At 71.3% G+C, this 23,864-nt stretch carries 21 protein-coding genes; 16 read left to right on the top strand and 5 right to left on the bottom strand.

Annotated features, from left to right (window positions below):
- Positions 1-24: 24 nt before the first annotated feature.
- Entirely contained in the window at positions 25-903 is an 879-nt protein-coding gene (sigJ, locus tag FBZ33_RS24390; protein ID WP_088949742.1) for an RNA polymerase sigma factor SigJ, read from the bottom strand.
- Complete coding sequence (locus FBZ33_RS24385; RefSeq protein WP_141910816.1) at positions 900-1,340, bottom strand: carboxymuconolactone decarboxylase family protein; 441 nt, start codon at positions 1,338-1,340, stop codon at positions 900-902. Before FBZ33_RS24385 ends, sigJ begins: the two co-directional genes overlap by 4 nt.
- A 527-nt stretch (positions 1,341-1,867) precedes the next feature.
- On the opposite strand from FBZ33_RS24385, the gene ileS reads away from it, so the two are divergent.
- Positions 1,868-5,014: an isoleucine--tRNA ligase gene (gene ileS / locus FBZ33_RS24375; protein ID WP_141910815.1), complete on the top strand. Its 3,147-nt coding sequence runs from the start codon at positions 1,868-1,870 to the stop codon at positions 5,012-5,014.
- Between the two features lie 95 nt (positions 5,015-5,109).
- Positions 5,110-5,799 (top strand): 1-acyl-sn-glycerol-3-phosphate acyltransferase, encoded by a 690-nt coding sequence (locus FBZ33_RS24370; protein WP_141910814.1) that lies wholly within the window; start codon positions 5,110-5,112, stop codon positions 5,797-5,799.
- Between the two features lie 112 nt (positions 5,800-5,911).
- Here the strand turns inward: FBZ33_RS24370 and FBZ33_RS33525 are convergent, their stop codons facing one another.
- On the bottom strand, positions 5,912-7,135 hold the full coding sequence (locus FBZ33_RS33525) for a hypothetical protein (RefSeq protein WP_255509037.1): 1,224 nt from the start codon (positions 7,133-7,135) through the stop codon (positions 5,912-5,914).
- A 78-nt stretch (positions 7,136-7,213) separates the two neighbouring features.
- Here FBZ33_RS33525 and FBZ33_RS24360 point away from each other — a divergent pair, with 78 nt between their 5' ends.
- The 11 genes from FBZ33_RS24360 to FBZ33_RS24310 all read left to right on the top strand — a co-directional run bounded on the left by FBZ33_RS24360 (position 7,214) and on the right by FBZ33_RS24310 (position 20,429).
- Positions 7,214-9,208, top strand: coding sequence for a TIGR03960 family B12-binding radical SAM protein (locus tag FBZ33_RS24360; protein ID WP_141910813.1), 1,995 nt, complete (start codon positions 7,214-7,216; stop codon positions 9,206-9,208).
- A gap of 243 nt (positions 9,209-9,451) precedes the next feature.
- Positions 9,452-9,892 carry a hypothetical protein gene (locus FBZ33_RS24355; RefSeq protein ID WP_141910812.1) on the top strand — a complete coding sequence of 147 codons (441 nt, stop codon included), beginning with the start codon at positions 9,452-9,454 and terminating at the stop codon, positions 9,890-9,892.
- Between the two features lie 10 nt (positions 9,893-9,902).
- Positions 9,903-11,390 (top strand): hypothetical protein, encoded by a 1,488-nt coding sequence (locus tag FBZ33_RS24350; RefSeq protein WP_141910811.1) that lies wholly within the window; start codon positions 9,903-9,905, stop codon positions 11,388-11,390.
- Between the two features lie 10 nt (positions 11,391-11,400).
- Positions 11,401-12,804, top strand: a complete 1,404-nt coding sequence (gene mycP, locus FBZ33_RS24345) for a type VII secretion-associated serine protease mycosin (protein WP_141910810.1) — start codon at positions 11,401-11,403, stop codon at positions 12,802-12,804.
- Positions 12,805-12,953: 149 nt separating this feature from the next.
- Positions 12,954-13,766, top strand: coding sequence for a TIGR03936 family radical SAM-associated protein (locus FBZ33_RS24340; RefSeq protein ID WP_141910809.1), 813 nt, complete (start codon positions 12,954-12,956; stop codon positions 13,764-13,766).
- A 131-nt stretch (positions 13,767-13,897) separates the two neighbouring features.
- Complete coding sequence (locus FBZ33_RS24335; protein ID WP_141910808.1) at positions 13,898-16,996, top strand: Rne/Rng family ribonuclease; 3,099 nt, start codon at positions 13,898-13,900, stop codon at positions 16,994-16,996.
- 117 nt (positions 16,997-17,113) lie between these two features.
- Complete coding sequence (locus FBZ33_RS24330) at positions 17,114-17,596, top strand: hypothetical protein (protein ID WP_141910807.1); 483 nt, start codon at positions 17,114-17,116, stop codon at positions 17,594-17,596.
- A gap of 166 nt (positions 17,597-17,762) precedes the next feature.
- On the top strand, positions 17,763-18,077 hold the full coding sequence (gene rplU / locus FBZ33_RS24325) for a 50S ribosomal protein L21 (RefSeq protein ID WP_007464063.1): 315 nt from the start codon (positions 17,763-17,765) through the stop codon (positions 18,075-18,077).
- Positions 18,078-18,088: 11 nt separating this feature from the next.
- Positions 18,089-18,343, top strand: a complete 255-nt coding sequence (rpmA, locus tag FBZ33_RS24320; RefSeq protein WP_074313740.1) for a 50S ribosomal protein L27 — start codon at positions 18,089-18,091, stop codon at positions 18,341-18,343.
- A gap of 93 nt (positions 18,344-18,436) precedes the next feature.
- The gene (gene obgE / locus FBZ33_RS24315; protein WP_088949732.1) at positions 18,437-19,909 is read left to right on the top strand and encodes a GTPase ObgE; all 1,473 of its coding nucleotides are present in this window, start codon (positions 18,437-18,439) and stop codon (positions 19,907-19,909) included.
- 70 nt (positions 19,910-19,979) lie between these two features.
- The gene (locus tag FBZ33_RS24310; protein WP_141910806.1) at positions 19,980-20,429 is read left to right on the top strand and encodes a GNAT family N-acetyltransferase; all 450 of its coding nucleotides are present in this window, start codon (positions 19,980-19,982) and stop codon (positions 20,427-20,429) included.
- Positions 20,430-20,445: 16 nt separating this feature from the next.
- On the opposite strand, the gene FBZ33_RS24305 is transcribed toward FBZ33_RS24310, so the two are convergent.
- Complete coding sequence (locus FBZ33_RS24305) at positions 20,446-21,105, bottom strand: DUF6766 family protein (protein WP_141910805.1); 660 nt, start codon at positions 21,103-21,105, stop codon at positions 20,446-20,448.
- 65 nt (positions 21,106-21,170) lie between these two features.
- Complete coding sequence (locus FBZ33_RS24300) at positions 21,171-21,662, bottom strand: DUF4383 domain-containing protein (RefSeq protein WP_088949730.1); 492 nt, start codon at positions 21,660-21,662, stop codon at positions 21,171-21,173.
- 230 nt (positions 21,663-21,892) lie between these two features.
- Between FBZ33_RS24300 and FBZ33_RS24295 the strand changes: the two genes are divergently transcribed.
- From FBZ33_RS24295 to FBZ33_RS24285, 3 genes are read left to right on the top strand one after another with little or no spacing between them, the layout of a single operon-like run.
- Complete coding sequence (locus FBZ33_RS24295; RefSeq protein ID WP_141910804.1) at positions 21,893-22,714, top strand: hypothetical protein; 822 nt, start codon at positions 21,893-21,895, stop codon at positions 22,712-22,714.
- Positions 22,715-22,745: 31 nt separating this feature from the next.
- The gene (locus tag FBZ33_RS24290; RefSeq protein ID WP_141910803.1) at positions 22,746-23,213 is read left to right on the top strand and encodes a phage holin family protein; all 468 of its coding nucleotides are present in this window, start codon (positions 22,746-22,748) and stop codon (positions 23,211-23,213) included.
- Positions 23,210-23,860 carry a DUF3618 domain-containing protein gene (locus tag FBZ33_RS24285; RefSeq protein ID WP_141910802.1) on the top strand — a complete coding sequence of 217 codons (651 nt, stop codon included), beginning with the start codon at positions 23,210-23,212 and terminating at the stop codon, positions 23,858-23,860. The genes FBZ33_RS24290 and FBZ33_RS24285 overlap by 4 nt, the downstream gene beginning before the upstream one ends.
- The last annotated feature ends 4 nt before the right edge of the window (positions 23,861-23,864 follow it).

Raw genomic sequence — 23,864 nt, 5'->3', positions numbered from 1 at the left:
ACACGGGGCTGGCGGGCGGCGGGGTCAGTCGACCGACGGCAGCTTCGCCGGGTTACCCACCACGTAGACCCCGGTGATCCGGCCGTCGGCCGCCGTGACGGTCAACGTGTAGCGGCTGCCGTCCGCGCGGACGAGCAGGGCGCCGGGTTCGCCGTTCAACTCCAGCCGACGCAGGGTCCAGCTCCGGCTTCCCGGACCGTAGATCCCGGCGAAGAAGCGGGCGATCCGGTCCGCCCCGGTGACCGGGTTGCGGGCGGCCCGCGCCCGGCCGCCGCCGTCGTTCCACGCCGTGGCGTCCTTGGCGACCAGCCCGGTCAGCGTCGCCAGGTCACCGTCGCGGGCGGCGGCGAGGAACGCGTCCAGCAACCGTTCCCGCTCCGAGCGGGTGGCGGTGAAGCGTCGTTGCTCCTGGCGTACCCGGGCGGCCGCCCGGTGGTGCAGCTGCCGACAGTCCTCGGGGGTCCGGTCCAGGATCTCGGCGATCTCGGCGTACGGCAGGTCGAACGCGGTGTGCAGGACGTAGACCGCCCGCTCCGGCGGGGTGAGGCGCTCCAGCACGTGCAGCAGGGCGGTGGACAGCGAGTCGCGCAGCTCCGCGCGGTCCAACGGCCCGAACGGCGAGGGCTCGGTGGGCACCGGCTCGGGCAGCCACGGCCCGACGTACGTCTCCCGGGTCGCCTGCCTGGCCCGCAGCCGGTCCAGGGCCAGCCGGGTGACGACCCGGGACAGGTAGCGGCGCGGCTCGGCCACCGTCGAGCGGTCCACACCCAGCCACCGCAGGTATGCCTCCTGGAGCACGTCCTCGGCGTCGTGCCGGCTGCCGAGCAGGCGGTACGCCAGCCCGAGCAGCATCGGCCGGTGCGCCTGGAGCGCACCGGCCGCCTGCGCCGCCTCGGTGGTCACACCTGCGCCGGGGGCTCCGTGCGAGTGGTGATCGCCAGTCGGTTCCACACGTTGATTGTGGCAATAGCGAGTACGAGGTCGGCAAGCTCCTTCTCCGACCACACCTTCGCGGCGGCGTCCCAGACGTCGTCCGGTACGCCGTGGTCGCCGAGGCGGGTCACCGCGTCGGTGAGCGCCAGCGCGGCCCGCTCCCGCTCGTCGAAGAAGGGCGCCTCCCGCCAGGCGGCCACCGCGAAGAGCCGACGGCTCGACTCGCCGGCGCCGAGCGCGTCCCGGCTGTGCATGTCGACGCAGTAGGAACAGCCGTTCAGCATCGACGCGCGCAGCTTCACCAGCTCCAGGACGGTGCTGTCGACGTTCGACTGGACGTACTTCTCCAGGCCCAGCACGGCCCGGTATCCCTGCGGCATGACCTCGGCGGTGTTCATCCGTTGCATGACTGACTACCTCCCTGATCGGTTCCGACACCGTGACGACGGACCGACCGGGGCCAACCGTGACAGCCCTGGCTGTGATCCGGGTCATGCGGGTGGCGCCGGGTGGCTCAGCCGCGCGGCCACCGCCCGCAGCCCGTCCAGGGCGGGGAACCGGCGCATCGCCTGGAACTCGTCGTACCGAAGCGAACGCACCGGCGAAGTTGGCGTGAGCGCCCCACCCGCGTCAAGCGCCGGTGCGTTCGCGCGTTTACTCGGCGGCGGGGTGGCGGCTGGGTCTTGTATCGTTGAGCGCTGTAAGGCGATGACCCGGCCATCACCGGTGAGCCTCCGGAAGAACAGTCGGGCAACCGACCCAGTAGAACCGGACGGGTGCGGCCCGTCACAGCCGGCAATGAGCGGGCGGTCGATCCTGACCGCCAAGCGGGGTGGTACCGCGGACCACCCGGGAGCGCCGTTCGAGGCGTACCCCGGACGGTTCGTCCTCGCAGACCCACGTTGAGTGAGCTGCATGAGGAGAGCGACCCCCGATGGCCTATCCGTTGCACGACCCGACCGCCGCCGGTGTCCCGGCGAGCCCGGACCTGCCCGCGGTCGAGCGCCGGGTCCTGGAGCACTGGACGGCCGACAAGACCTTCGAGGCCAGCGTCGAGGCCCGCCCGGCCGGCGACGACGGTAAGAACGAGTACGTCTTCTACGACGGCCCGCCGTTCGCCAACGGCCTGCCGCACTACGGCCACCTGTTCACCGGGTACGTCAAGGACGTGGTGCCGCGCTACCAGACCATGCGCGGGCGGCACGTCGAGCGGCGCTTCGGCTGGGACTGCCACGGCCTGCCCGCCGAGGTGGTGGCCGAGAAGCAGCTCGGCATCACCAGCAAGGCGGAGATCATCGACCTGGGCGTGGCCCGGTTCAACGACGCCTGTCGTGCCTCGGTGCTGGAGTTCGCCCAGGACTGGGAGCGGTACATCAACCGGCAGGCCCGCTGGGTCGACTTCGCCAACGACTACAAGACCCTCGACCTGGACTACATGGAAAGCGTCATGTGGGCCTTCAAGACCCTGCACGACAAGGGTCTGATCTACGAGGGTTTCCGGGTGCTGGCGTACTGCTGGCGCTGCGAGACGCCGCTGTCGAACACCGAGACCCGGATGGACGACGTCTACCGGGACCGGCACGACCCCACGCTGTCGGTGTGGTTCGGGCTGACCGCCGACGAGTCCGCGCCGGAGCTGCTGCGCGGGCCGGTCAAGCTGGGCGTCTGGACGACCACGCCGTGGACCCTGCCGTCGAACCTGGCGCTCGCCGTCGGCCCCGACATCGAGTACGCGGTGCTGGAACGCGACGGGGAGCGGTTCGTGGTCGGCGCGGCGCGGCTGGCCGCGTACGCCAAGGAGCTGGACGGTTTCGAGCAGGTCGGCACGGTGTACGGCCGTGACCTGGTCGGACGCCGCTACACGCCGCTGTTCGACTTCCTCGTCGAGCAGGCCGGGGAGAACGCCTACCAGGTGCTCGGCGCCGAGTTCGTCACCACCGAGGACGGCACCGGGATCGTGCACCTCGCCCCGGCCTTCGGTGAGGACGACCAGAACGTCTGCAACGCCGCCGGCATCCCGACCATCGTCACGGTCGACGACCACACCCGGTTCACGGCGCTGGTCCCGCCGTATCAGGGTGAGCAGGTCTTCGACGTCAACAAGCCGGTGATCCGGGAGCTGAAGGAGCGGGGGGTGGTGCTCAAGCAGGACACCTACACCCACTCGTACCCGCACTGCTGGCGCTGCGACACCCCGCTGGTCTACAAGGCGGTGTCGTCGTGGTTCGTCGCCGTGACGCAGTTCCGGGACCGGATGGTCGAGCTGAACCAGGAGATCAACTGGACGCCCGGCCACATCAAGGACGGCTCGTTCGGCAAGTGGCTGGCCAACGCCCGGGACTGGTCGATCAGCCGGAACCGGTTCTGGGGTTCGCCGATCCCGGCGTGGAAGTCCGACGACCCGAACTACCCCCGGCTCGACGTCTACGGTTCGCTCGCCGACATCGAGCGTGACTTCGGCGTACGCCTCACCGACCTGCACCGGCCGGCGGTGGACGACCTGGTCCGCCCGAACCCGGACGACCCGACCGGTCAGTCGATGATGCGCCGGGTGCCGGAGGTGCTGGACTGCTGGTTCGAGTCCGGTTCGATGCCGTTCGCCCAGGTGCACTACCCGTTCGAGAACGCGGACTGGTTCGAGCACCACTACCCGGGTGACTTCATCGTCGAGTACATCGGGCAGACCCGCGGCTGGTTCTACACGATGCACGTGCTGGCCACCGCGCTGTTCGACCGGCCGGCGTTCCGCAACTGCCTGAGCCACGGCATCCTGCTGGGCTCGGACGGGCGCAAGATGTCCAAGAGCCTGCGCAACTACCCGGACGTCTACCACGTCTTCGACGCGTACGGCTCGGACGCGATGCGGTGGATGCTGATGTCCTCGCCGGTGCTGCGCGGCGGTGACATGGCGGTCACCGAGGCGGGCATCCGTGACGCCGTCCGGCAGGTGCTGCTGCCGCTGTGGAACGTCTGGTACTTCTTCACGCTCTACGCCAACGCCGACGGGCACCAGGCGCGTCGACGTACCGACTCGACTCACCTGCTAGACCGGTACGTGCTGGCGAAGACGAACGAGCTGGTGGCCACCGTCGGCGCGCAGATGGACGCGTACGACATCTCCGGCGCCTGCGCCACCGTCCGGTCCTACCTCGACGCGCTGACCAACTGGTACGTGCGCCGCTCCCGGGACCGGTTCTGGTCCGGGGACGCCGACGCGTTCGACACGCTCTGGACCGTGCTGGAGACGCTCTGCCGGGTGGTGGCGCCGCTCGCGCCGTTGACCGCGGAGGAGATCTGGCGTGGCCTGACCGGGGAGCGGTCGGTGCACCTGACCGACTGGCCGGAGGCGACCGAGTTCCCGGCCGACCACGACCTGGTCGCCGCGATGGACGCCACCCGGGCGGTCGCCTCGGCGGCGCTGTCGCTGCGCAAGGCCAAGGGTCTGCGGGTGCGGCTGCCGCTGTCGAAGCTGACAGTGGCCTCGCCGGTGGCGGAACAGTTGCGGCCGTTCGCCGACCTGGTCACCGACGAGGTCAACGTGAAGGCCGTGGAGTTCAGCGCGGAGCTGTCCGCGTACTGCGAGCAGGTGTTGACCGTGGTGCCCCGGGCGCTCGGCCCGCGGGTCGGCAAGCAGGTGCAGCAGGTGATCAAGGCGGTCAAGGCGGGGGACTGGGAGCTGGTCGACGGCGCCCCGGTGGCTGCCGGCGTCACCCTCGCCGAGGGTGAGTACGAGCTGCGCCTGGTCGCCGCCGACGCCGAACACTCGGCGCCACTGCCCGGCGGCGAGGGCGTGGTGGTGCTGGACACCGACGTGACCCCGGAGTTGGCCGCCGAGGGGCTGGCCCGCGACGTGGTGCGGGTGGTGCAGCAGGCCCGCCGTGACGCCGACCTGGACGTCTCCGACCGGATCGTGGTGTCGGTGTCGGCGTCCGACGAGGTGCGTGCGGCAGTGGCGGCGTACGTCGACTTCGTCTCCCGGGAGGTGCTGGCCGACTCGGTGGACTTCGCCGAGGGCATCGACGGCTTCGCCGGTGAGGTCGGCGACGGCGAGCGGGTGACGGTCGCCGTCCGCCGTTCGTAGGCACGGTACGGACGCCTCCACACCTCCGTCGGCGGAGTGTGGAGGCGTCCGCTACGGTGACACCGCCTGTTCGCACCTCATCTGCCGGAGGACCAGTGCCCCTGCTCTACACCATCGGCAAGCTCACCGTGGCGCCCACGCTGCGGTTGGCGTTCCGCCCGACCGTGGAGGGGCTGGAACACGTGCCGGCGACCGGCGGCGCGGTCTTCGCCGGCAACCACCTCTCCGTGGCCGACGAGCTGTTCCTCGGCACGGTCGTGCCCCGCCACCTCGCGTTCTGGGCCAAGTCGGAGTATTTCAAGGGCGCCGGTGTGAAGGGTGCGATCTCCAAGTTCGTGCTCACCGGTCTGGGCGCCATTCCGGTCGAGCGGGCCGGCGGTCGGGCCGCGCTGTCCGCGTTCGACGCGGCGATCCCGGCGCTCAAGGGCGGTGACCTGGTGGTGGTCTACCCGGAGGGCACCCGCTCGCCGGACGGCAAGCTCTATCGAGGGCGGACCGGGGCGGCCCGACTGGCGATCTCCGCCGGCGTGCCGATCATCCCGGTCGGCATGATCGGCACGGACAAGGCGCAGCCGATCGGTGCCCGGGTGCCGCGTCCCGGCACCGCCAAGATCACCGTCCGGTTCGGCAAGCCGCTGGACTTCACCGGCCGGCCGGACGACCGCACCTCGCTGCGGCAGATGACCGACGAGCTGATGAGCGAGATCCAGAAGCTCACCGGCCAGGAGTACGTGCCCCGCTACGCCCCGCCGCGCGCCCACCCGGACCCGACCCGCGAAGCCTGACCCGCCCCACCCCCCGGCCTGACCCGCCCACCCCCGGTTGATCAAGAAGTTTGCGTCGTTCGCGGGGCTGATCCTGACCGAAACCTCTTGATCAACCTGGGTGGGTCGGCACTCAGCCCCGCTCGGGTTGGACGATCTGGGCGCGCAGCGTGTTCAGCAGGGTGGCGCTGTCACCGACGGAGAGCCGGGTGAACACTCCGGTGGCGATGCTGCCGTGGTCGACAGAGGTGCAGACCACCACGTCGCTGCCGTCCGCCCGGCCGACCGCGCAGCGCTCGTGCCGGCCGCGTACGCCGGTGTCCACCGTCTCCGGGGCGTTCAGCGCGTAGCGGTCGGTGAGCCGGCTGATCTCGGCCTCCGCGTCCGACTCCGGGCTCAGCCGGAAGCCGGTGCCGCCGAAGACCGTCACCCGCTTGCCGCTGTTCGTGGAGTAGACGCCGGCGAACGTGTCCTCGGCCAGCCAGTGCTCCTGGCGTACCTCGTTCTCCAACTGCTTGGCGGTCTCCGCGCTGCGGCTGTCCTGACGCAGGCTGAGGTCCTCGATCTGGACGGGCAGTGCCACGCGGGCCGGGTACTGGGCCGAGACCGGGAACCCGTAGTAGGCGGGGCACCCGCAGCAGCAGGCCAGGGTGAGCAGCAGCAGCCACGGCCAGCGGCGGCGTCGACGGACCGGCACCGGAACGTACCCCTTGGGGGCCTGCCAGTCCGGCGGTGGCGCCGGTGGCGGCGGGTCGGACCGCCGGCCGCGACGCTGCTTCGGCGGTCGGACCGGCGTCGGGGGAGCTGCGGGCGGCGACATCGGCCGACTCGGCATCGTGGGCCTCGCGGCCTGTGGCGGCACCGGGACGGCCTGCGGCGGCAGCGGGTGCGGGCCGACCGGGGGAGCGGGCGGACCGGACCACTGCCGGGTCGACGGCGGAGACGGGTAGGGCAACGTCGGAGGCAGCGGGGGCAGCTCGGCGGACGGCAGGTCCCAGCCGCCGGTGTCCACGCCGGCCCACGGGTCGACCGGGGTCTGGTGCTCCGGCGGCCCGACGGGCACGGCCTGCGGCGGCGTCGGCTCGGCCGACTCGCCCCAGGCGGGTCGGCGCGGCGACGGAGGCGGCACCGGGGCCGAGCCGCTCCACCGGGGCGCCGGAACGCCGGCGGTGGCGGTCGACTCGGGCTGGCCCGACGGCTCGGGTTGGTCCGCAGCCGTGGGCTGCGCCGAGGGCTCAGGCTGGTCCGATGGTACGGGTGGGGAGCTCGGCTCGTCGGCGGCCGCCGGATCCCGGTCCGGCTCCGCGCCCGGGGTGTTCCCGTCGGCCGGCCCTGCTCCCGTCTGGGGCTCGGGCATCGCGGCAATCTCCTCTCGCGCCGGTCCGAGGTTAGTACCGCGTCGCCACCGTCGGACGGGCGCGTACCCTTGGCCATCATGAGTGCCCCGTCCACGACGCCGCGCGCGGCCGCGACCAATTCGGTCTGGTCCCAGCTCGAGCCACTGCTGCCCCAGGTCTCCAAGCCCATCCAGTACGTCGGGGGCGAGCTGGGTGCGGTGACCAAGGACTGGGATGCCGCAGCCGTGCGCTGGGCGTTGATGTATCCCGACGCGTACGAGGTGGGCCTGCCCAACCAGGGCGTGCAGATCCTCTACGAGGTGCTGAACGAGCTGCCCGACACCCTCGCCGAGCGGACGTACGCGGTCTGGCCGGACCTGGAGAACCTGATGCGCACGCACGGCGTGCCGCAGTTCACGGTCGACGCGCACCGGGCGGTACGCGGCTTCGACGTGTTCGGCATCTCCTTCTCCACCGAGCTGGGTTACACCAACATGCTCACCGCGATCGACCTGGCCGGCATCCCGATGCTGGCCGCCGACCGCACCGACGCCGACCCGGTGATCGTGGCCGGCGGGCACGCCGCGTTCAACCCGGAGCCGATCGCCGACTTCATCGACGCCGCAGTGCTCGGCGACGGCGAGGAGGCGGTCCTGGAGATCACCGCGATCGTCCGGGAGTGGAAGGCCGAGGGCTCCCCGGGCGGCCGCGACGAACTGCTGCTGCGGCTGGCCCGCACCGAGAGCGTCTACGTGCCGCGCTTCTACGACGTCGACTACCTCCCGGACGGGCGCATCCAGCGGGTCGTGCCGAACCGGGCGGACGTGCCGTTCCGGGTGCACAAGCGCACGACGATGGACCTGGACGCCTGGCCGTACCCGAAGAAGCCCCTCGTGCCGCTGGCCGAGACGGTGCACGAGCGGTACGCGGTGGAGATCTTCCGGGGTTGCACCCGGGGCTGCCGGTTCTGCCAGGCGGGCATGATCACCCGTCCGGTCCGGGAACGGTCGATCACCACGGTCGGGCAGATGGTCCGCGACGGCCTGGAGTTCTCCGGCTTCAACGAGGTGGGCCTGCTGTCGCTCTCCTCGGCCGACCACTCCGAGATCGGCGACATGTGCTCGGGCCTCGCCCAGCAGTACGAGGGCACCAACGTGTCGCTGTCGCTGCCGTCGACCCGGGTGGACGCCTTCAACATCGACCTCGCCCAGGAGTTGTCGCGCAACGGGCGGCGGACCGGCCTGACCTTCGCCCCGGAGGGCGGGTCGGAGCGGATCCGCAAGGTCATCAACAAGATGGTGACGAAGGAAGACCTGATCCGCACCGTCGTCACGGCGTACACCAACGGCTGGCGGCAGGTGAAGCTCTACTTCATGTGCGGCCTGCCCACCGAGACCGACGAGGACGTCCTCGAGATCGCGGAGATGGCCCACGAGGTGATCAGGGCCGGTCGGGCCGCCACCGGTTCCAAGGACATCCGGTGCACGGTCTCGATCGGCGGGTTCGTGCCGAAGCCGCACACCCCGTTCCAGTGGGCCTCGATGGAGCGTCCGGAGGTCATCGACCACCGGCTCAAGATCCTCAAGCAGGCCATCAACTCGGACCGGTCTCTGGGCCGCGCCATCGGCTACCGCTACCACGACGGCGAGCCGTCGCTGATCGAGGGACTGCTCTCCCGGGGTGACCGCCGGGTCGGCTCGGTGATCCGCAAGGTCTGGGAGGGCGGCGGCCGGTTCGACGGTTGGAGCGAGCACTTCTCGTACCAGCGCTGGGTGGACGCGGCTGCCGAGACGCTGCCGGCGTTCGGGGTGGACCTCGACTGGTACACCACCCGGCAGCGCGAGGAGCTGGAGGTCCTGCCCTGGGACCACCTGGACTCGGGCCTGGACAAGGACTGGCTCTGGCAGGACTGGCAGGACTCGGTCAGCGAGTTCGAGCAGGACGACTGCCGGTGGACGCCCTGCTTCGACTGCGGCGTCTGCCCGTCCATGGACACCGAGATCCAGATCGGCCCGACCGGTAAGAAGCTGCTGCCGCTGACCCCGCTGGGTGGCAACGGTATGAACGTGCCGGCAGCCGGCCACTCACACTGAGGCGCCTCCGGGGCAGCGCCGGGCGGCGTTGACCCACTACTCTCCACTTCCGACATCACCCAACGGGTCCGCTCCTCGCGGACCCGTTGGTGTTGGTCGGGCTTCCTGACGCCCCCCGCACGCGACATCGACAACTGTCGGTTCGTTCGGACGGCGACCAGGGCTGCCCCGACGTGGTCAGACTTCGATACGCTGCGTCTGACATGGACCGACCCCGAGGGTCGGAAACGGGGGAGGAACCGCATGGGGAGCTTGCCGCCGCCGAACACCGGCGATCTGCACGTCAGCGTCGAGGACCTGGACGCCGCAGCCGCGTACGTCGAACGGCTGAAGCAGTATGTCGAGGACACTCTCAGCTACGAGATGGAGCGCATCAAGGAGCGGATGAAGGGCGACAGCAACAACGCCCAGGCCGTTCCGAACGGCACGCCCTTCGGCGCGTTCGAGGACGCCCGCCTGCAGTGGCGGACGCTCGAGACCTCCACGGCCAACATGGAGGCACACCTCAAGACGCTCTCCCAGAAGCTCGCCGCGCTGAAGCAGGGCACCGAGGACATCGCCAAGGCGTTCCGTGACGCCGAGGCGCGCAACGGCGCCAACGGCAAGGAGATCGAGCGGCTGCTGGAGTCGGCGGCTCCGCCGCCCCCTGCCGGCGGCACGCCCACCTACCCGTACACGGCCTGAGGGGGACGTCATGGCTGGAGGAACCTGGGAGCGGTGCGTCCGCGAGGTGACGCTCTCCGCGGACCCGGAAACGGTCGGCTCGGTCGGGATGGGGTGGAGCAACCTCTCCGCCGGTCTGGGCCATCTGCGGGACGCGCTCGTCGGTCGGTCGTTCGTCGGCCCGATCGCGACGGGTCAGGAGCGCCCGCACGTGGGTGGTCTGCCCGGCATGCTCGCCGGCTGGAAGGGCAGCGGCGGTGACGCGTACCGCGAGCACCTCGGCAAGGTCGGCAAGCAGATCGAGGATCTGATCACCGAAGCGAGCAACGTCAGCGGCGCGTTGTCGCGGATCGAGGGCGACATCCGCAAGGTGGTGGCCACGATCCCGATCCCGTTGGGGGACGATTTCGGGTGGAACGAGTGGAGCCTGCCCAACGGCACCGAGCTGGATGACGCCCGCGACGGCGAGAGCTCGTCGGGCTTCCTCGCCGCGCTGCGCGCGGACTACCAGAGCAACCCCGCGTCGTACGCCGACGGGGCGTTCCGCGACAAGGCCGACGACCTCGAGGCGACCATGAAGGTCGACGGCCAGGCCGGTGACCAGAAGCGGGGCGGCTTCTGGGACACCAAGGCCCATCTGGACAACTGGTACCGGGACAATCAGCAGGCGGCGAACACGGCGATGTCACCGTTGCCCCCGGCGGTGTACACCGAGCGTCCAAAGTTGGTGGTCACCGGTCCGATGGACCGGCCACCACCACCACCAGGACGCTCTCTCGACGACTACCGACCCGACGATCGGGTGCCCCCGAAGGGGCTGCCTGAGACCGGCGGCGTTGGTGGTGGCGGTGGTGGCGGTGGCCCGTCCATCGGCAGCAGGCCGCCCGGCATCAGCGACATCAACGGAGGCCCCACGTCCGCGGTGGCCCCGTTCGACCCGACGACGTCCGGTGGCCCCGGTGGCGGCCCCTCGTTCGAAGGCTCCGGCCCATTCGCGCCGCCGACCACCGGTTCCGGCTATCCGGACGGCGACGGCGGCTACAGCACCGGCCTGGCCGGCGCCGCGCCCACCACCATCGGTGGCGTGGGTGGTGGCCTCGGCAGCGCCGGGGTCGGCAGCGCCGGTCTCGGTGGAGCCGGCGGTGGTTTCGGTGGCGGCGTCGGCGGCGGCGCGGGCGGGCTCGGATCCGGCGGTGGTCTGGGTGCCGCCAGCGGGATCGGTGTCGGCGGTATCCCCGGCATGGTGGGTGGCGGCAACGGAAAGATTCCGCCGGTGACGAGCGCGGCCAACGCCCTGCGTACCGCCGCTGGCGCGGGTGCCGGTGGCGCCGGCATGCCGGGCGGCGCGCGTGGAGGCACCGGGATGGGCGGCGCCGGGATGATGGGCGGCGGCATGATGGGCGGCGCGGGCGGTGCCGGGCACGGCGGTGGCACCGGCTCCGAACACTCGTCGTGGTTGACTGAGGATGACGATCCGTGGGGCCCTGGCGACGGGGCGTCCCCGGGCGTCCTTCGATGAGGACGGACGGATGAGGGTGAATGCTGCAGCGCTCCGGCCGGTGACTGCCTGCCTGCTGGCGGGTCTCCTGGTGGTGGGGGCCGCCCAACCGGCGGCCGCCGCGCCTCGGCGGGCCGAGCAGTGGTATCTGGATGAGCTCCGGATCGCGCAGGCGCACAAGCTGTCCACCGGGCGGGGCGTGATTGTGGCAGTGGTGGACAGCGGCGTCGACGCGAATCACCCGGATCTCAAGGGCCAGGTGCTGGCCGGTGGCCGCAGCGACGGCGGCAGCGGAGATGGACGAGTCGACGCGCAGGGGCACGGCACGCACATGGCCGGCATCATCGCGGCCACGAACGCCAGCCCCGACGGCGTGGACGGCATCGCCCCCGGCGCGAAGATCCTGCCCATCAGACTCGACGCCTCTGCGGATGACGCGCCGTACGACGAAGTGACGGTCAGCCGCGGCATCCGGATGGCCGTCGACGGTGGCGCCAAGGTGATCAACGTGTCACTGGGCAAGCCGTCGGCCGTCACCCCCGAAGAGGTCAGCGCCATCCAGTACGCCCTGGAGCGCGACGTCGTCGTGGTGGTCGCCACCGGTAACACCGCCAAGGGCAGCGTCAGGGTCAATGCTCCCGCCAACGTCCCCGGCGTGATCGCCGTGACCGGGACGACCCGGGGCGGCAGCTTCTGGTCCGGCTCGGTCCAGGGCCCCGAGGCGGTGGTCGCCGCACCCGGCGATGACATCTACAACGCCGGCCGCAACAAGGGCTACGGCTGGGGTGACGGCACCTCCGACTCCACGGCGATCGTCTCCGGTGTGGCCGCGTTGATCCGATCGAAGTACCCGAACCTCGACGCCGCCAATGTGATCAATCGGATCATCCGGACCGCCCGGGACGCCGGCCCCGCCGGCCGGGATCCGCAGTACGGGTTCGGCCTGATCGACCCGGTGACCGCGCTGAGCGCGAACGTGCCGCCGGTCAGCGCCAATCCGCTGCTCGACCCGGCTGCCGCGGCCAACCCGGCACCCACGCGGACAGCGGACGCGGTCGAGGAGTTCGACGTCACCCAGCACGGCGACCGCGGTGGCCCCACCGACCAGCAGGTCATGGTGGTCGTCATCGGCATCGCCGTGGTGCTGGTGCTGCTACTGGGGTTGGCGGTGTTCCTGATCTGGAACCGACGTCGGTACCGCCGTGAGGCGGCCCTGGCGGCCGACCTGCCGGACGACCTGCTCGACCAGGCGGCCACCGACGGGTACGCCCCACCGGGTGCTGGTTACGCCCCGCCACCCGGTTACCCCGCACCCCCGGGCTACGCCCCACCGTCCGGGTACGCCCCACCGTCCGGGTACGCGCCGCAGCCGCCGGGCTACGGCCCGCCTGGCGGGGGCCCGTCGGCTCCACCGGGGCACGACAACCGGTCCTGATCGCCGATGGCCGGCCGGGTGACCTACGCGTCACCGGCCGGCCATCGGCGTCTTCGGCGAGTGATCATGGCCGTGTCGACCGTTTCCACCCGGTTCGTCGGGGCGAGGCGACAGCCCCGGCTGCGTACCGTCACGGACACTGCGCCAGGATGGGTGCACACGCAGGTACCCCCGAGGAGCCCACGATCGCCAAGAAGCCTCAACCCGAGGGCGGCCAGGCACCGGTCGTCCAGCGCGTCCGCATCCGATACGCCAAGCGCGGCCCGCTGCGGTTCACCTCGCACCGGGACTTCGCCCGCGCCTTCGAACGCGCGCTGCGCCGGGCCGCCGTGCCGATCGCCTTCTCCCAGGGTTTCCACCCGCACCCGAAGATCTCCTACGCCAGCGCCGCCCCCACCGGGGTGGCGAGCGAGGCGGAATACCTGGAGATCGCCCTCCAGTCGGAGGTCGACCCGGAGGCGCTGCGCGCCGCGTTGGACGCCGCGCTCTCACCGGGGCTGGACGTCCTGGACGCCGTGATCGCCGAGGGGGGCAGTCTCCCGGACCGGATCGAGGCGTCGCGCTGGTACATCGAGATGCCCGAGGTCGACCCGGCGGTGCTGCGTGCGGCGGTGGACGCCTTCGTCGCGGCCGACGAGGTGCTGGTGGAGCGGATGACCAAGCAGGGCCGACGCACGTTCGACGCCCGTGCTGCCGTGATATCCATCGATGTCCCGGCGTCGGCACCGACGCCTTCCGGGGCGCCGGCCGTACCGTGTGCGATACTCGAACTGGTCGTGCGGCAGGTCACCCCGTCCGTACGGCCCGATGACGTCCTTTCCGGCCTCCGCGTGGTGGCCGACCTGGAGCCGCCGGTTTCGCCGAGGGTGACCCGGCTGGCTCAGGGCACGTTGACCGCGCAGGGTGCGATCGTGGATCCGTTGGATGCGGACCGCGACGGGGCAGCCATCGTTGGGCACTGACCGACGGTCGGTGTTCTGGCAGGCAGACTTCGGCGGTCGCGCACCACGCGCGCCCGGCGGAAACACTTTTGCGGCGACCCTGCGTGGCAGCGCTCACCCGCGCCCGGGCTAGCCAGAACTGGAGAACGTCCATGCTCGAGAACGAGCCCGAGGGCGGCGAACGGACCGGTTCACAGCCGGCCGGTGAAACCGCCGACGAGAGCACCACGACCGACGGCGCCGCCGTCGCGACCCCTACCACGGCCGTCGGCTCGGCCTCGGTCGAACCGGCAGGCGCGGAGACGGCTGAGCCTGCCGCGCCGGTACGGCGTGCGAGGGCGACCCGTCGTCGGGCCGCCCCGCTCAATCAGCCGGAGCAGACCGACGCGCCGATCGAGGCGTCCACGGGTGGGTCCGGCAGCGTCGAGTCGCCGCAGGCGGAGGTCTTCGCCCCGGTCTCCGGTGACCAGGACGTCGCACCGAAGACCCCCCGGCGCCGCCGCAAGGCCACCCCCGTCGAGACCACCGCCGAGGAGCCGTTGGTCGCCGCCTCCGCGGAGGCGGCCTCGACCGAGGTGGTCCCGCCGGTCAAGGTGACCCGGACCAGGCGCAAGAAGGCCACCCCGGCTGCCGTCGAGGAGCCGCCCGCCACCGAGCAGCCGGCTGCCGTCGAAGAGCAGCCCTCGATCGAGGAGCCGGTCGTCGCCGAGGAACCGGTTGTCGACGAGGAGCCGGCGGAGTCCGACCTGCGCGAGGCCGAGGCCGAGCTGAACGACACCGACACCCTCCCGAGGGCGAGCGCCGCCGAGCTGGCCTGGACCAGTGGCGCGCAGGAGCGCTCGGGCGAGGTGCCGCCGGGTGTGGCCGTCCCCGCTGTGGCCGATGAGCCCATCGAGCCGGCCGAGGTCGAGCCGGAGCAGCCGCGTACCCGTCGTCGGAGGGCCGCCCTCTCGGCGCCCACAGTGCTGTTCATGGCACCCCAGCCGGACGCTGTGCCGGTGACCCGGCCGGTGGAGCCGGCCCCGGTCGCCGAGGAGCCGGCTGTGGAGGAGGCCGCCGAGCCGTCCCGCCGCCGCCGGCGTGGTCGCCGCGACATCGAGCCGGTCGAGCCGGTCGAGGCGATCGAGGCCGAGGAGGAGCCGGTCGAGGAGGCCGCCGAGACGGATGAGGACGACGAGGACAGCGCCGCCGCGCGCCGTCGGCGCCGGCGTGGTCGCCGGGGCCGGGGCCGCGGCAAGGGTGGGGCCGACGACGCCGAGGACGAGGAGTCCGAGGAGGCGGCGCAGGCCGACGAGGAAGAGACCGCAGAGGTCGAGGCCGAGAGTGACGAGGACGAGGAGACCGAGGGCGGCGATGGCCTGACCCGTCGTCGCCGGCGTCGTCGTCGCCGTGGTGCGGGCGACACGGAGGGCGCCGCGGACGACGGTGTGCCGACCGTGGTCAAGATCCGCGAGCCGCGCCGGACCGTCGACGAGGTGCAGGGCGTCTCCGGCTCGACCCGCCTGGAGGCCAAGCGTCAGCGCCGCCGCGACGGCCGGGAGCAGCGGCGTACCCGACCGCCGATCCTCAGCGAGTCGGAGTTCCTGGCGCGCCGGGAGGCCGTCGATCGCGTGATGGCCGTCCGTCAGCGCGGCGACCGTACCCAGATCGCCGTCCTGGAGGACGGCGTGCTGGTCGAGCACTACGTCACCCGTAACTCCTCCGGCACCATGGCCGGCAACGTGTACCTGGGCAAGGTGCAGAACGTGCTGCCGAGCATGGAGGCGGCGTTCGTCGACGTCGGCCGGGGCCGCAACGCGGTGCTGTACGCCGGCGAGGTCAACTGGGACGTGTCCGGCCTGGAAGGGCGGGCCCGCTCGATCGAGCAGGCGCTGCGCTCCGGCGACTCGGTGCTGGTCCAGGTCACCAAGGACCCGATCGGGCACAAGGGCGCTCGGCTGACCAGCCACATCGCGCTCTCCGGCCGGCACCTGGTCTACGTGCCCAACGGCAACGCGTCCGGGATCAGCCGCAAGCTGCCGGACAACGAGCGCAAGCGGCTGCGCGACGTGCTCAAGAAGCTCGTTCCGGACGGCGCGGGCGTCATCGTCCGCACCGCCGCCGAGGGCGCCACCGAGGACGAGCTGGCCCGTGACGTCAAGCGGCTCCAGGCGCAGTGGGAGGACATCCAGGCCAAGGCCGCCGAGGGTGGTGCTCCGGCGCTGCTCTACGGGGAGCCGGACCTGGTCATCCGCGTGGTCCGTGACCTGTTCAACGAGGACTTCCGCGAGCTGGTGATCGAGGGCGAGCAGTCGTACGACATCGTCGAGTCGTACCTGTCGCACGTCTCTCCGGACCTGGTGGACCGGGTGCGCCGGCATGTCGGGACGAGCGACGTCTTCGCCGAGTACCGGATCGACGAGCAGATCATCAAGGGCCTGGACCGCAAGGTCTTCCTGCCCTCCGGTGGCTCGCTGGTGATCGACCGCACCGAGGCGATGACTGTCGTCGACGTCAACACCGGTAAGTACACCGGCTCCGGGGGCAACCTGGAGGAGACCGTCACCCGCAACAACCTGGAGGCGGCGGAGGAGATCGTCCGCCAGCTCCGGTTGCGCGACATCGGCGGCATCGTGGTGATCGACTTCATCGACATGGTGTTGGAGTCGAACCGTGAGCTGGTGCTGCGCCGACTCACCGAGTGCCTGGGCCGGGACCGGACCAAGCACCAGGTCACCGAGATCACCTCGCTCGGTCTGGTGCAGATGACCCGTAAGCGCATCGGCGCGGGCCTGCTGGAGGCGTTCAGCGAGACCTGCGAGTGCTGCAAGGGCCGGGGCGTCATCATGCACACCGAGCCGGTGCCGGAGAAGCCGCGCCCTGCCGGCGCGGGGGAGAAGGTCAAGGCGGTCGCCTCCGCGGTGGCCGCCCCCGCCCCGGCCGCCGAGCAGGCCACCACCTCGTCCCGCCGCCGGGCGCGCAAGAACGCCCCGGCCGAGCGGGCCGTCGTGGAGGTCGTCGACACCGACACCAGCGCCGAACCGGACGCCGACTACCAGGACACCATGGGCTACGACCTGTCCCGCTACGAGTCGGACACCGCCGCCGCGCCGGCGATCTCCGACAGCCAGCAGGGGGAGTCGGCTCGGTTGGCGGCGGCGGACGACCCGGACGCGCTCGCCGACGGTGACGGCGACGAGGACGCCACCGAGGGTGGCGCCGGCCGACGCCGTTCACGCCGGGGTGGCGCCCGCCGGCGGACGCGCCCCTGACCGCCTGACCGGCCAAGTGTTTGACGAGGTCCCTTCCCCGGCAATGTGACGGGGGAGGGACCTTGCCGTTGCGGCCACCCCGGTCCAGGATCGGTCGTCCCGGGTCAGGAGAAGAAGATGCGTCGTCTGTTCGCCCTCGCCGCGTTGGTCACCGTGCTGGCTGGCTGCTCCGCCGACCGGCCGGGGAGCGTCGGGCCAGGTCCGACCGGCGTGACCAGCGGTGGCTCGGCCTCCGGGCCGAGCGGTGTTCCGGCCAGTGGTGCTGCGGCGGGCGGCGGCACGAAGGTCTGCGTCGCCGCCCAGCAGGCCAGCACCACCGCCGTACGGACATACGTGGCGGAGCTGGGTCGGATGGTCGCGGCGGTGGGCGCCGGGGACAGCAGCACGGCCGAGGCCGCCCGTGGGCGGGCCGAGGCGGCACTGGACGGGTGGCGCACCGAGCTGCGGGAACAGTCGGAACAGGCCACGGATCCGCAGCTCAAGACTCTGCTCACGGACCTCGGCACCGAGGTGGCCGCGCTCAGCGTCGACGTCGAGTCGATCGACGAGACTGAGTTGGACCGGCTCCAGCAGCGTCTCGACCAGCTCTGCGCGCGCTGACCAGGGCGGGCCGGTTTGGGGTCGGGGCAGGCAATGGCGTACTCTTGCCTGCGGCCCACCTTTGGTGTGCCGAGTTCCCGTGTGCCCGCGCCGCCGTGCACTGCTACCCGGCGAGCCGCTGCGGGGACGACCGCCAGCAGCCTCAACGACAGGGAGTCCGCCTCCGATGTACGCGATCGTCAAGACCGGCGGCAAGCAGTACAAGGTCGCCGAGGGCGACGTGATCGAGGTCGAGAAGCTCACCGGTGCCCCCGGTGACGCGGTGAAGCTCACCGCGGTGCTCCTCGTCGACGGTGACGACCTGGTGACCGACGCGGCGAAGCTTGCCGAGGTCGCGGTGTCCGGCGAAATCGCCGCGCACACCAAGGGCCCGAAGATCCGGATCCACAAGTTCAAGAACAAGACCGGCTACCACAAGCGCCAGGGTCACCGCCAGCCGTTGACCCAGGTCAAGGTGACCGGCATCTCCAGCGGGAAGTAGGTCGTCCTCCAATGGCTCACAAAAAGGGTGCGTCCAGCTCGCGTAACGGCCGTGACTCCGCGGCCCAGCGACTCGGCGTGAAGCGCTTCGGTGGTCAGGTTGTCAGCGCCGGTGAGATCCTCATCCGGCAGCGTGGCACCAAGTTCCACCCCGGTGACCTGGTCGGCCGTGGCGGCGACGACACGCTGTTCGCGCTGTCGGCCGGTGCGGTCCTGTTCGGCACCAAGCGCGGTCGCAAGACCGTCAGCATCGTTCCGCAGCAGTAGTTCTCGAGCCAAGCGGGCCGCGGACCTACGGGTCCCGGCCCGTTTGGCTTTTTTCGAAGTGCGGGGTTGGACCTCGCTGGAAGGATTAACGCCGTGGCAACGTTCGTTGACCGGGTCGTTCTGCATCTGCAGGCCGGCGATGGCGGGCACGGTTGTGCCTCGATCCACCGCGAGAAGTTCAAGCCCTTCGGTGGGCCGGACGGCGGCAACGGCGGGCACGGCGGCAGCGTGTCGCTGGTGGTCGACCCGCAGGTGACCACGCTGCTCGACTTCCACTTCCACCCGCACGTCAAGGCCGACAACGGCAAGGGCGGCGCCGGGTCGAACCGGGACGGGGCCAACGGTCACAACCTGGTGCTCAAGGTGCCCAACGGCACCGTGGTGCAGACCACCGACGGCACCGTGCTGGCCGACATGGTCGGCGCCGGCACCACCTTCGAGGTGGCCCGCGGTGGGCGCGGCGGGCGGGGCAACGCCTCGCTGGCCAACGCCAAGCGCAAGGCTCCGGGCTTCGCCGAGCTGGGCGAGCCCGGCGACCAGCTGGACATCGTGCTGGAGCTCAAGAGCGTCGCCGACGTGGGCCTGGTGGGTTTCCCGTCGGCCGGCAAGTCGTCGCTGATCTCGGTGATCTCCGCGGCCAAGCCCAAGATCGCCGACTACCCGTTCACCACCCTGGTGCCCAACCTCGGTGTGGTCCGGATGGACAACCACACCTTCACCGTCGCTGACGTCCCGGGTCTGATCCCGGGTGCGGCGACCGGCAAGGGCCTGGGCCTGGAGTTCCTGCGGCACATCGAGCGCTGCGCGGTGCTGGTGCACGTCATCGACTCGGCGACCCTGGAGCCCGGGCGTGACCCGGTCGCCGACATCGACGCCATCGAGGCGGAGCTGAGCCAGTACGGCGGGCTCACCGACCGCCCGCGACTCGTGGCTGTGAACAAGGTCGACGTGCCGGACGGCCGGGACCTCGCCGAGATCGTGCGCCCCGACCTGGAGGAGCGCGGCTACCGGGTGTTCGAGGTGTCCGCGGCCACCCGGGAGGGGCTCAAGGAGCTGACCTACGCGATGGCCGACCTGGTCGAGGCCGAGCGCAAGGCCGCACCGCCCGCCGAGCCGACCCGGATCGTGATCCGTCCGATGGCCGTGGACGACGACGGCTTCACCATCACGGCCGAGGCGGACGGCTCGTTCACCGTGCGCGGTGTCCGGCCGGAGCGCTGGGTCAAGCAGACCAACTTCGACAACGACGAGGCGGTCGGCTACCTGGCCGACCGGCTGGCCCGGCTCGGGGTGGAGGACAAGCTGGCCAAGGCCGGCGCGCAGCCCGGTGACCTGGTCCGGATCGGGGCGCGCGAGTTCGACTGGCAGCCGACGCTGTTCGCCGGCGTGGACTTCGTACCCGGTAACCGGGGCACCGACGTCCGCCTGGAGGAGAAGTCGAACCGGGCCTCGGCGGCGGACCGGCTCGCCGCCCGTAAGGCCCGCCGGGTGCGGTCGGCCGACGAGGTGGGCGCGGACGCGTCCGACGACCTCGACGACATCGACGACGAGGACGACGCCGAGTAGTTCGTTGCGCTCTGTGACCGGGTTGATTTCCGGAAACCTCCGCGAAATCCACCCGTTCTAGCGTGGGGTGATGCTGATCGAGTCCCGGCCTGTCACCGATCCGGAGATCGCCGCCCTCGTCGTCGCGCAGCAGCGTGAGCTGCGCGAGGCCGATGGCGGGTTGGACGGGCAGGTCTTCGTGCCGCACGACGACGTCCGCTACCTGGCCGTGGTGGTCAACGATCGGGCGGTCGCCTGCGGAGGGCTCCAGTCGCTCGATGCCGAGACCGGCGAGATCAAGCGGATGTACGTGCGGCCCGCGTACCGGGGGCGGGGCATCGCCCGCCAGTTGGTGGCCGCGCTGGAGGAGTGCGCTTTCCGACAGGGGCACTCGGTGGTCTGCCTGGAGACCGGCACCTACCTGCCGACGGCGATCGCGCTGTACACCTCGTGTGGCTACGAGCAGATCCCGGTCTACGGCGAGTACGTGAGCAATCCGTACAGCGTCTGTTTCGCCAAGCGGCTGCCGGTCGCGGCCTGAGGCGTCGCGTCGCCGGTCAGGCGCCGGTGCTGGCGTGCTCGACGGTCACCGGCTTCGACTCGGGTGAGGCGTGCTGGCGCAGGACGATGCTCAGCAGGATCAGCGCACCGACCGCGAGGAACTCGCTCTGCCAGTTCTGCATCGACTGGAACCAGAAGTCGCTGGTGCCGAGGAACTCCCACACCCCGATCGGCGGTGCGCCGCTCTGTAGCGCCTGCTCCTGGTTGTACGCGGCGGTGCCCCCGAACAGGTGACCGACGAACGAACCGGCGAAGATCAGCAGCAGCGCGAGGGAGAGGCTGTTGCGGTAGATCACCAGCGGCAGACCGCCGACACGCACCGGCCAGGGCGACTGCGGGGTGGCCCGGCGCTCGTCGTCCTCCGGCCGGTCGGTCTGGTCCACCGGCTTCGACTCGGCCGACCCCCGCTGCACCAGGTGCGCGGTGAGCAGCACGTACCCGCCCATCTGGAGGAACTCCGACTCCCAGTTCTCGAAGACCGACTCGATGAAGTGCCCGCTGGTCAGGTACGCCGGCCAGCTCAGCGGCGCGGCACCGAACTCGGTCAGCTCCTCATTGTGGGTCTGCCAGCCGAAGACACTTTGCAGAACGAGGAAGACCAGGAAGGCCCCCAGCATGGCGACGGCCAGGCCGTTGTTGCGTAGCCAACGAGGCATGACGTACCTCCTTCGGCGGTCGATTACCCCTGCCGGCGTGGCGGCGAAACCACCAAAGCTCCAGGTCAGTGCCGTTCGGCGGGATTGTCGAGGCGCCCGCCGGTGCCCGCCTGGTTCGACAGCAGCAGCCCGAGCGCGAGCATCCCGAAGCCGAGCGCGAGGTGCAGCCAGTTGTCGGCGTCGTTCACCGGCAGGATGTTCGCCCCGCCCTCCGGGTTGACCGCCTCGATCCCCAGGCCGTACAGCCAGAGGGCGAGGTAGATCGCGCCGCCGGCGGCCAGGAACACGCGGGCGCCGGCGATGCTGCGGGCCATCACCAGGCCGACCAGCCCGAAGAGCAGGTGCACCGCGTTGTGCAGGATCGACACCTGGAACAGCCCCAGCAGCCGGGCGTCCGAGTGGTGTCCGGCGAATCTCAGCTCGCCGTAGTCGGTGGTGATGCCGGGGATGAAGCCGAGCACGCCGATCAGCAGGAAGACCCCGGCGACGGCCAACGCGGCCAGCTGGACCCGGGGTCGGGGGCCGGCCCGTCGGCCACCTCGCGCGTCTCGTGCCATCGCTGCCCCCTCCATGGATCTGCCAGCACTCGCGAACCTCACTGTCCGCAGCGGCGACGTGACGCAGCCCGACGATCCTCCATTTTGAAGTTGGAGCGGCAGGTCCCGCAGAGAAATGCACGAAGAGGTATGGAAGCCGAAACGGAGGGTAGGTGAATGGTCAGCGGCTGCGGCAACGTAGCGCATCCCCCCAGCACAACCGCGACGACTTTCCGAGCGGAAGGGAAATCATGTCTTACGATCTTTCACCCACGTCTTCCACGTACGGGCAGGAGTCGACGAACGGCGGTGGCGTTCGCGACCAGGCGCGCCAGGTCGGTTCCGAGGCCGCGCAGGCTGGCGGCGCGGTCGCCCAGACCGCCAAGGAGCAGGGCACCGAGGTTGGCCGCGAGGCGGCCCGGCAGGCCCGCAACCTGTACGGCGAGGCTCGCACCCAGCTCGCCAGCCAGACCGGTGAGCAGCAGCGCCGGGCCGCCGGTGGGCTGCGTTCGCTGGCCGACGAGATGCGCTCGATGGCCGAGCAGGGTGGCCAGGCCGGCCCGGTGACCGAGATTGCCCGCCAGGCCGCCGACCGGGTGCACGGCGTCGCCGGCTGGCTCGAGGAGCGCGAGCCCGGCGACCTGATCACCGAGGTACGCGACTACGCGCGGCGCAACCCGGGCACCTTCCTGGTCGGCGCGGCGGTTCTCGGCGTGTTGGCCGGCCGGCTGACCCGCAGCATCTCCTCCGCTGGCGACGACTCCGGCAACGGATCCTCGGCCTACCGGGGCGCCGGTGCGTACGACCCGGAGCAGACCGCCGTGATCCCGACGCCGCCGCCGGCACCCCGCGCGGCGCCGGACGCCACCCCGGCGGGCGGTTACGTCGACCCGACCCCCGGCACGTACACCGAGCCGACCCCCGGCGGTTACACCGAGCCGACCCCCGGCGGTTACACCGCGCCGGCTCCCGGTGGCTACACCGAGCCGACCGGCACCGGGCAGCCGCTGCCGCCCGTGACCCAGACCGACCCGCTGCCGGGCGTGCCGTCCAGCGGCAGCCCGCGCCCGTGACCCGCCGAGTCATCCGAAGGGAGGCGACGGCATGAGCATGCCGACGCAGGGGTCCGGACTGGGCTCCGGATACCACCTCGACGAGGGTGCCCCGCACACCGCGGCGGAGGTGAAGGGCAGCTCGCTGGGGGACCTGATGCGTCAGGTCACCACCGACCTGTCGACGCTGATGCGTCAGGAGGTCGAGCTGGCCAAGGCCGAGATCCGCCAGGAGGGCAAGAAGGCCGGCAAGACCGCCGGGCTCTTCGGCGGTGCCGGCTTCGGCGGCTACATGGTGGCGCTCTTCGTGTCCATCGCCGTGTGGCAGTTCCTTGACAACGTCATGGACTCCGGTCTGGCTGCGCTGATCGTGGCCGTGATCTGGGCCGTGGTCGCCGCCGTCCTCTACTCCAAGGCGAAGCAGAACGCCCAGCACGTGCGCGGGCTCAAGCAGACCAACGACAGCGTGCAGCGGATCCCCGACGCGCTCAAGCCGCACCCGGAGGGAGTCACCCGATGAGCACCGATCCCGATCAGATCCGCCGCGAGATCGAAGCCACCCGTAACAGCCTCAGCTCCGACGTGGACGCGCTGGCGTACAAGGTCAGCCCAAGCCGCATCGTCGACGACCGTAAGCAGCGGGCCCGTTCCGCTCTGCAGAATGTGAGGGACAAGGTCATGGGAACCGCGTCTGACCTCGGCCACGGCACCGGCCAGGCCGCCCACTCGGTGGGTGACCGCGCCTCGTCGGCGGCCTCCAGCGTCAGCGACGCCGCGCAGTCGGCGGCGACCACTGTCAGCGATGCCGCCCACAGCGCTCCGCGGGTGATCCGGCAGAAGTCCCAGGGCAACCCCCTCGCCGCCGGTCTGATCGCGTTCGGGGTCGGCTGGCTGGCCTCGTCGCTGATCCCGGCCTCCCGCCGTGAGCAGCAGGCCGCGACCCAGCTCAAGGAGCGGGTCAGCGAGCACAGCGGTGCGGTGACCGAGAAGCTTGGCGCGGTGGCCAGCGAGCTCAAGGAAGAGCTGCGCGAGCCGGCCCAGCAGGCTGCCCAGTCGGTGAAGTCCACCGCTCAGGACGCCGTGCACGCGGTCAAGGACGACTCGAAGTCGGCCGCGCAGGACGTCAAGGACCAGGCCCAGCAGGCCCGGCACCAGGTCAACTCCTGACCCA

The sequence above is a fragment of the Micromonospora sp. A202 genome, assembly GCF_006715105.1.
GTDB lineage: Bacteria > Actinomycetota > Actinomycetes > Mycobacteriales > Micromonosporaceae > Micromonospora > Micromonospora zamorensis.
Note: the sequence above shows the minus strand (reverse complement) of the source record. Positions and strands in the feature narration are given on the sequence as shown.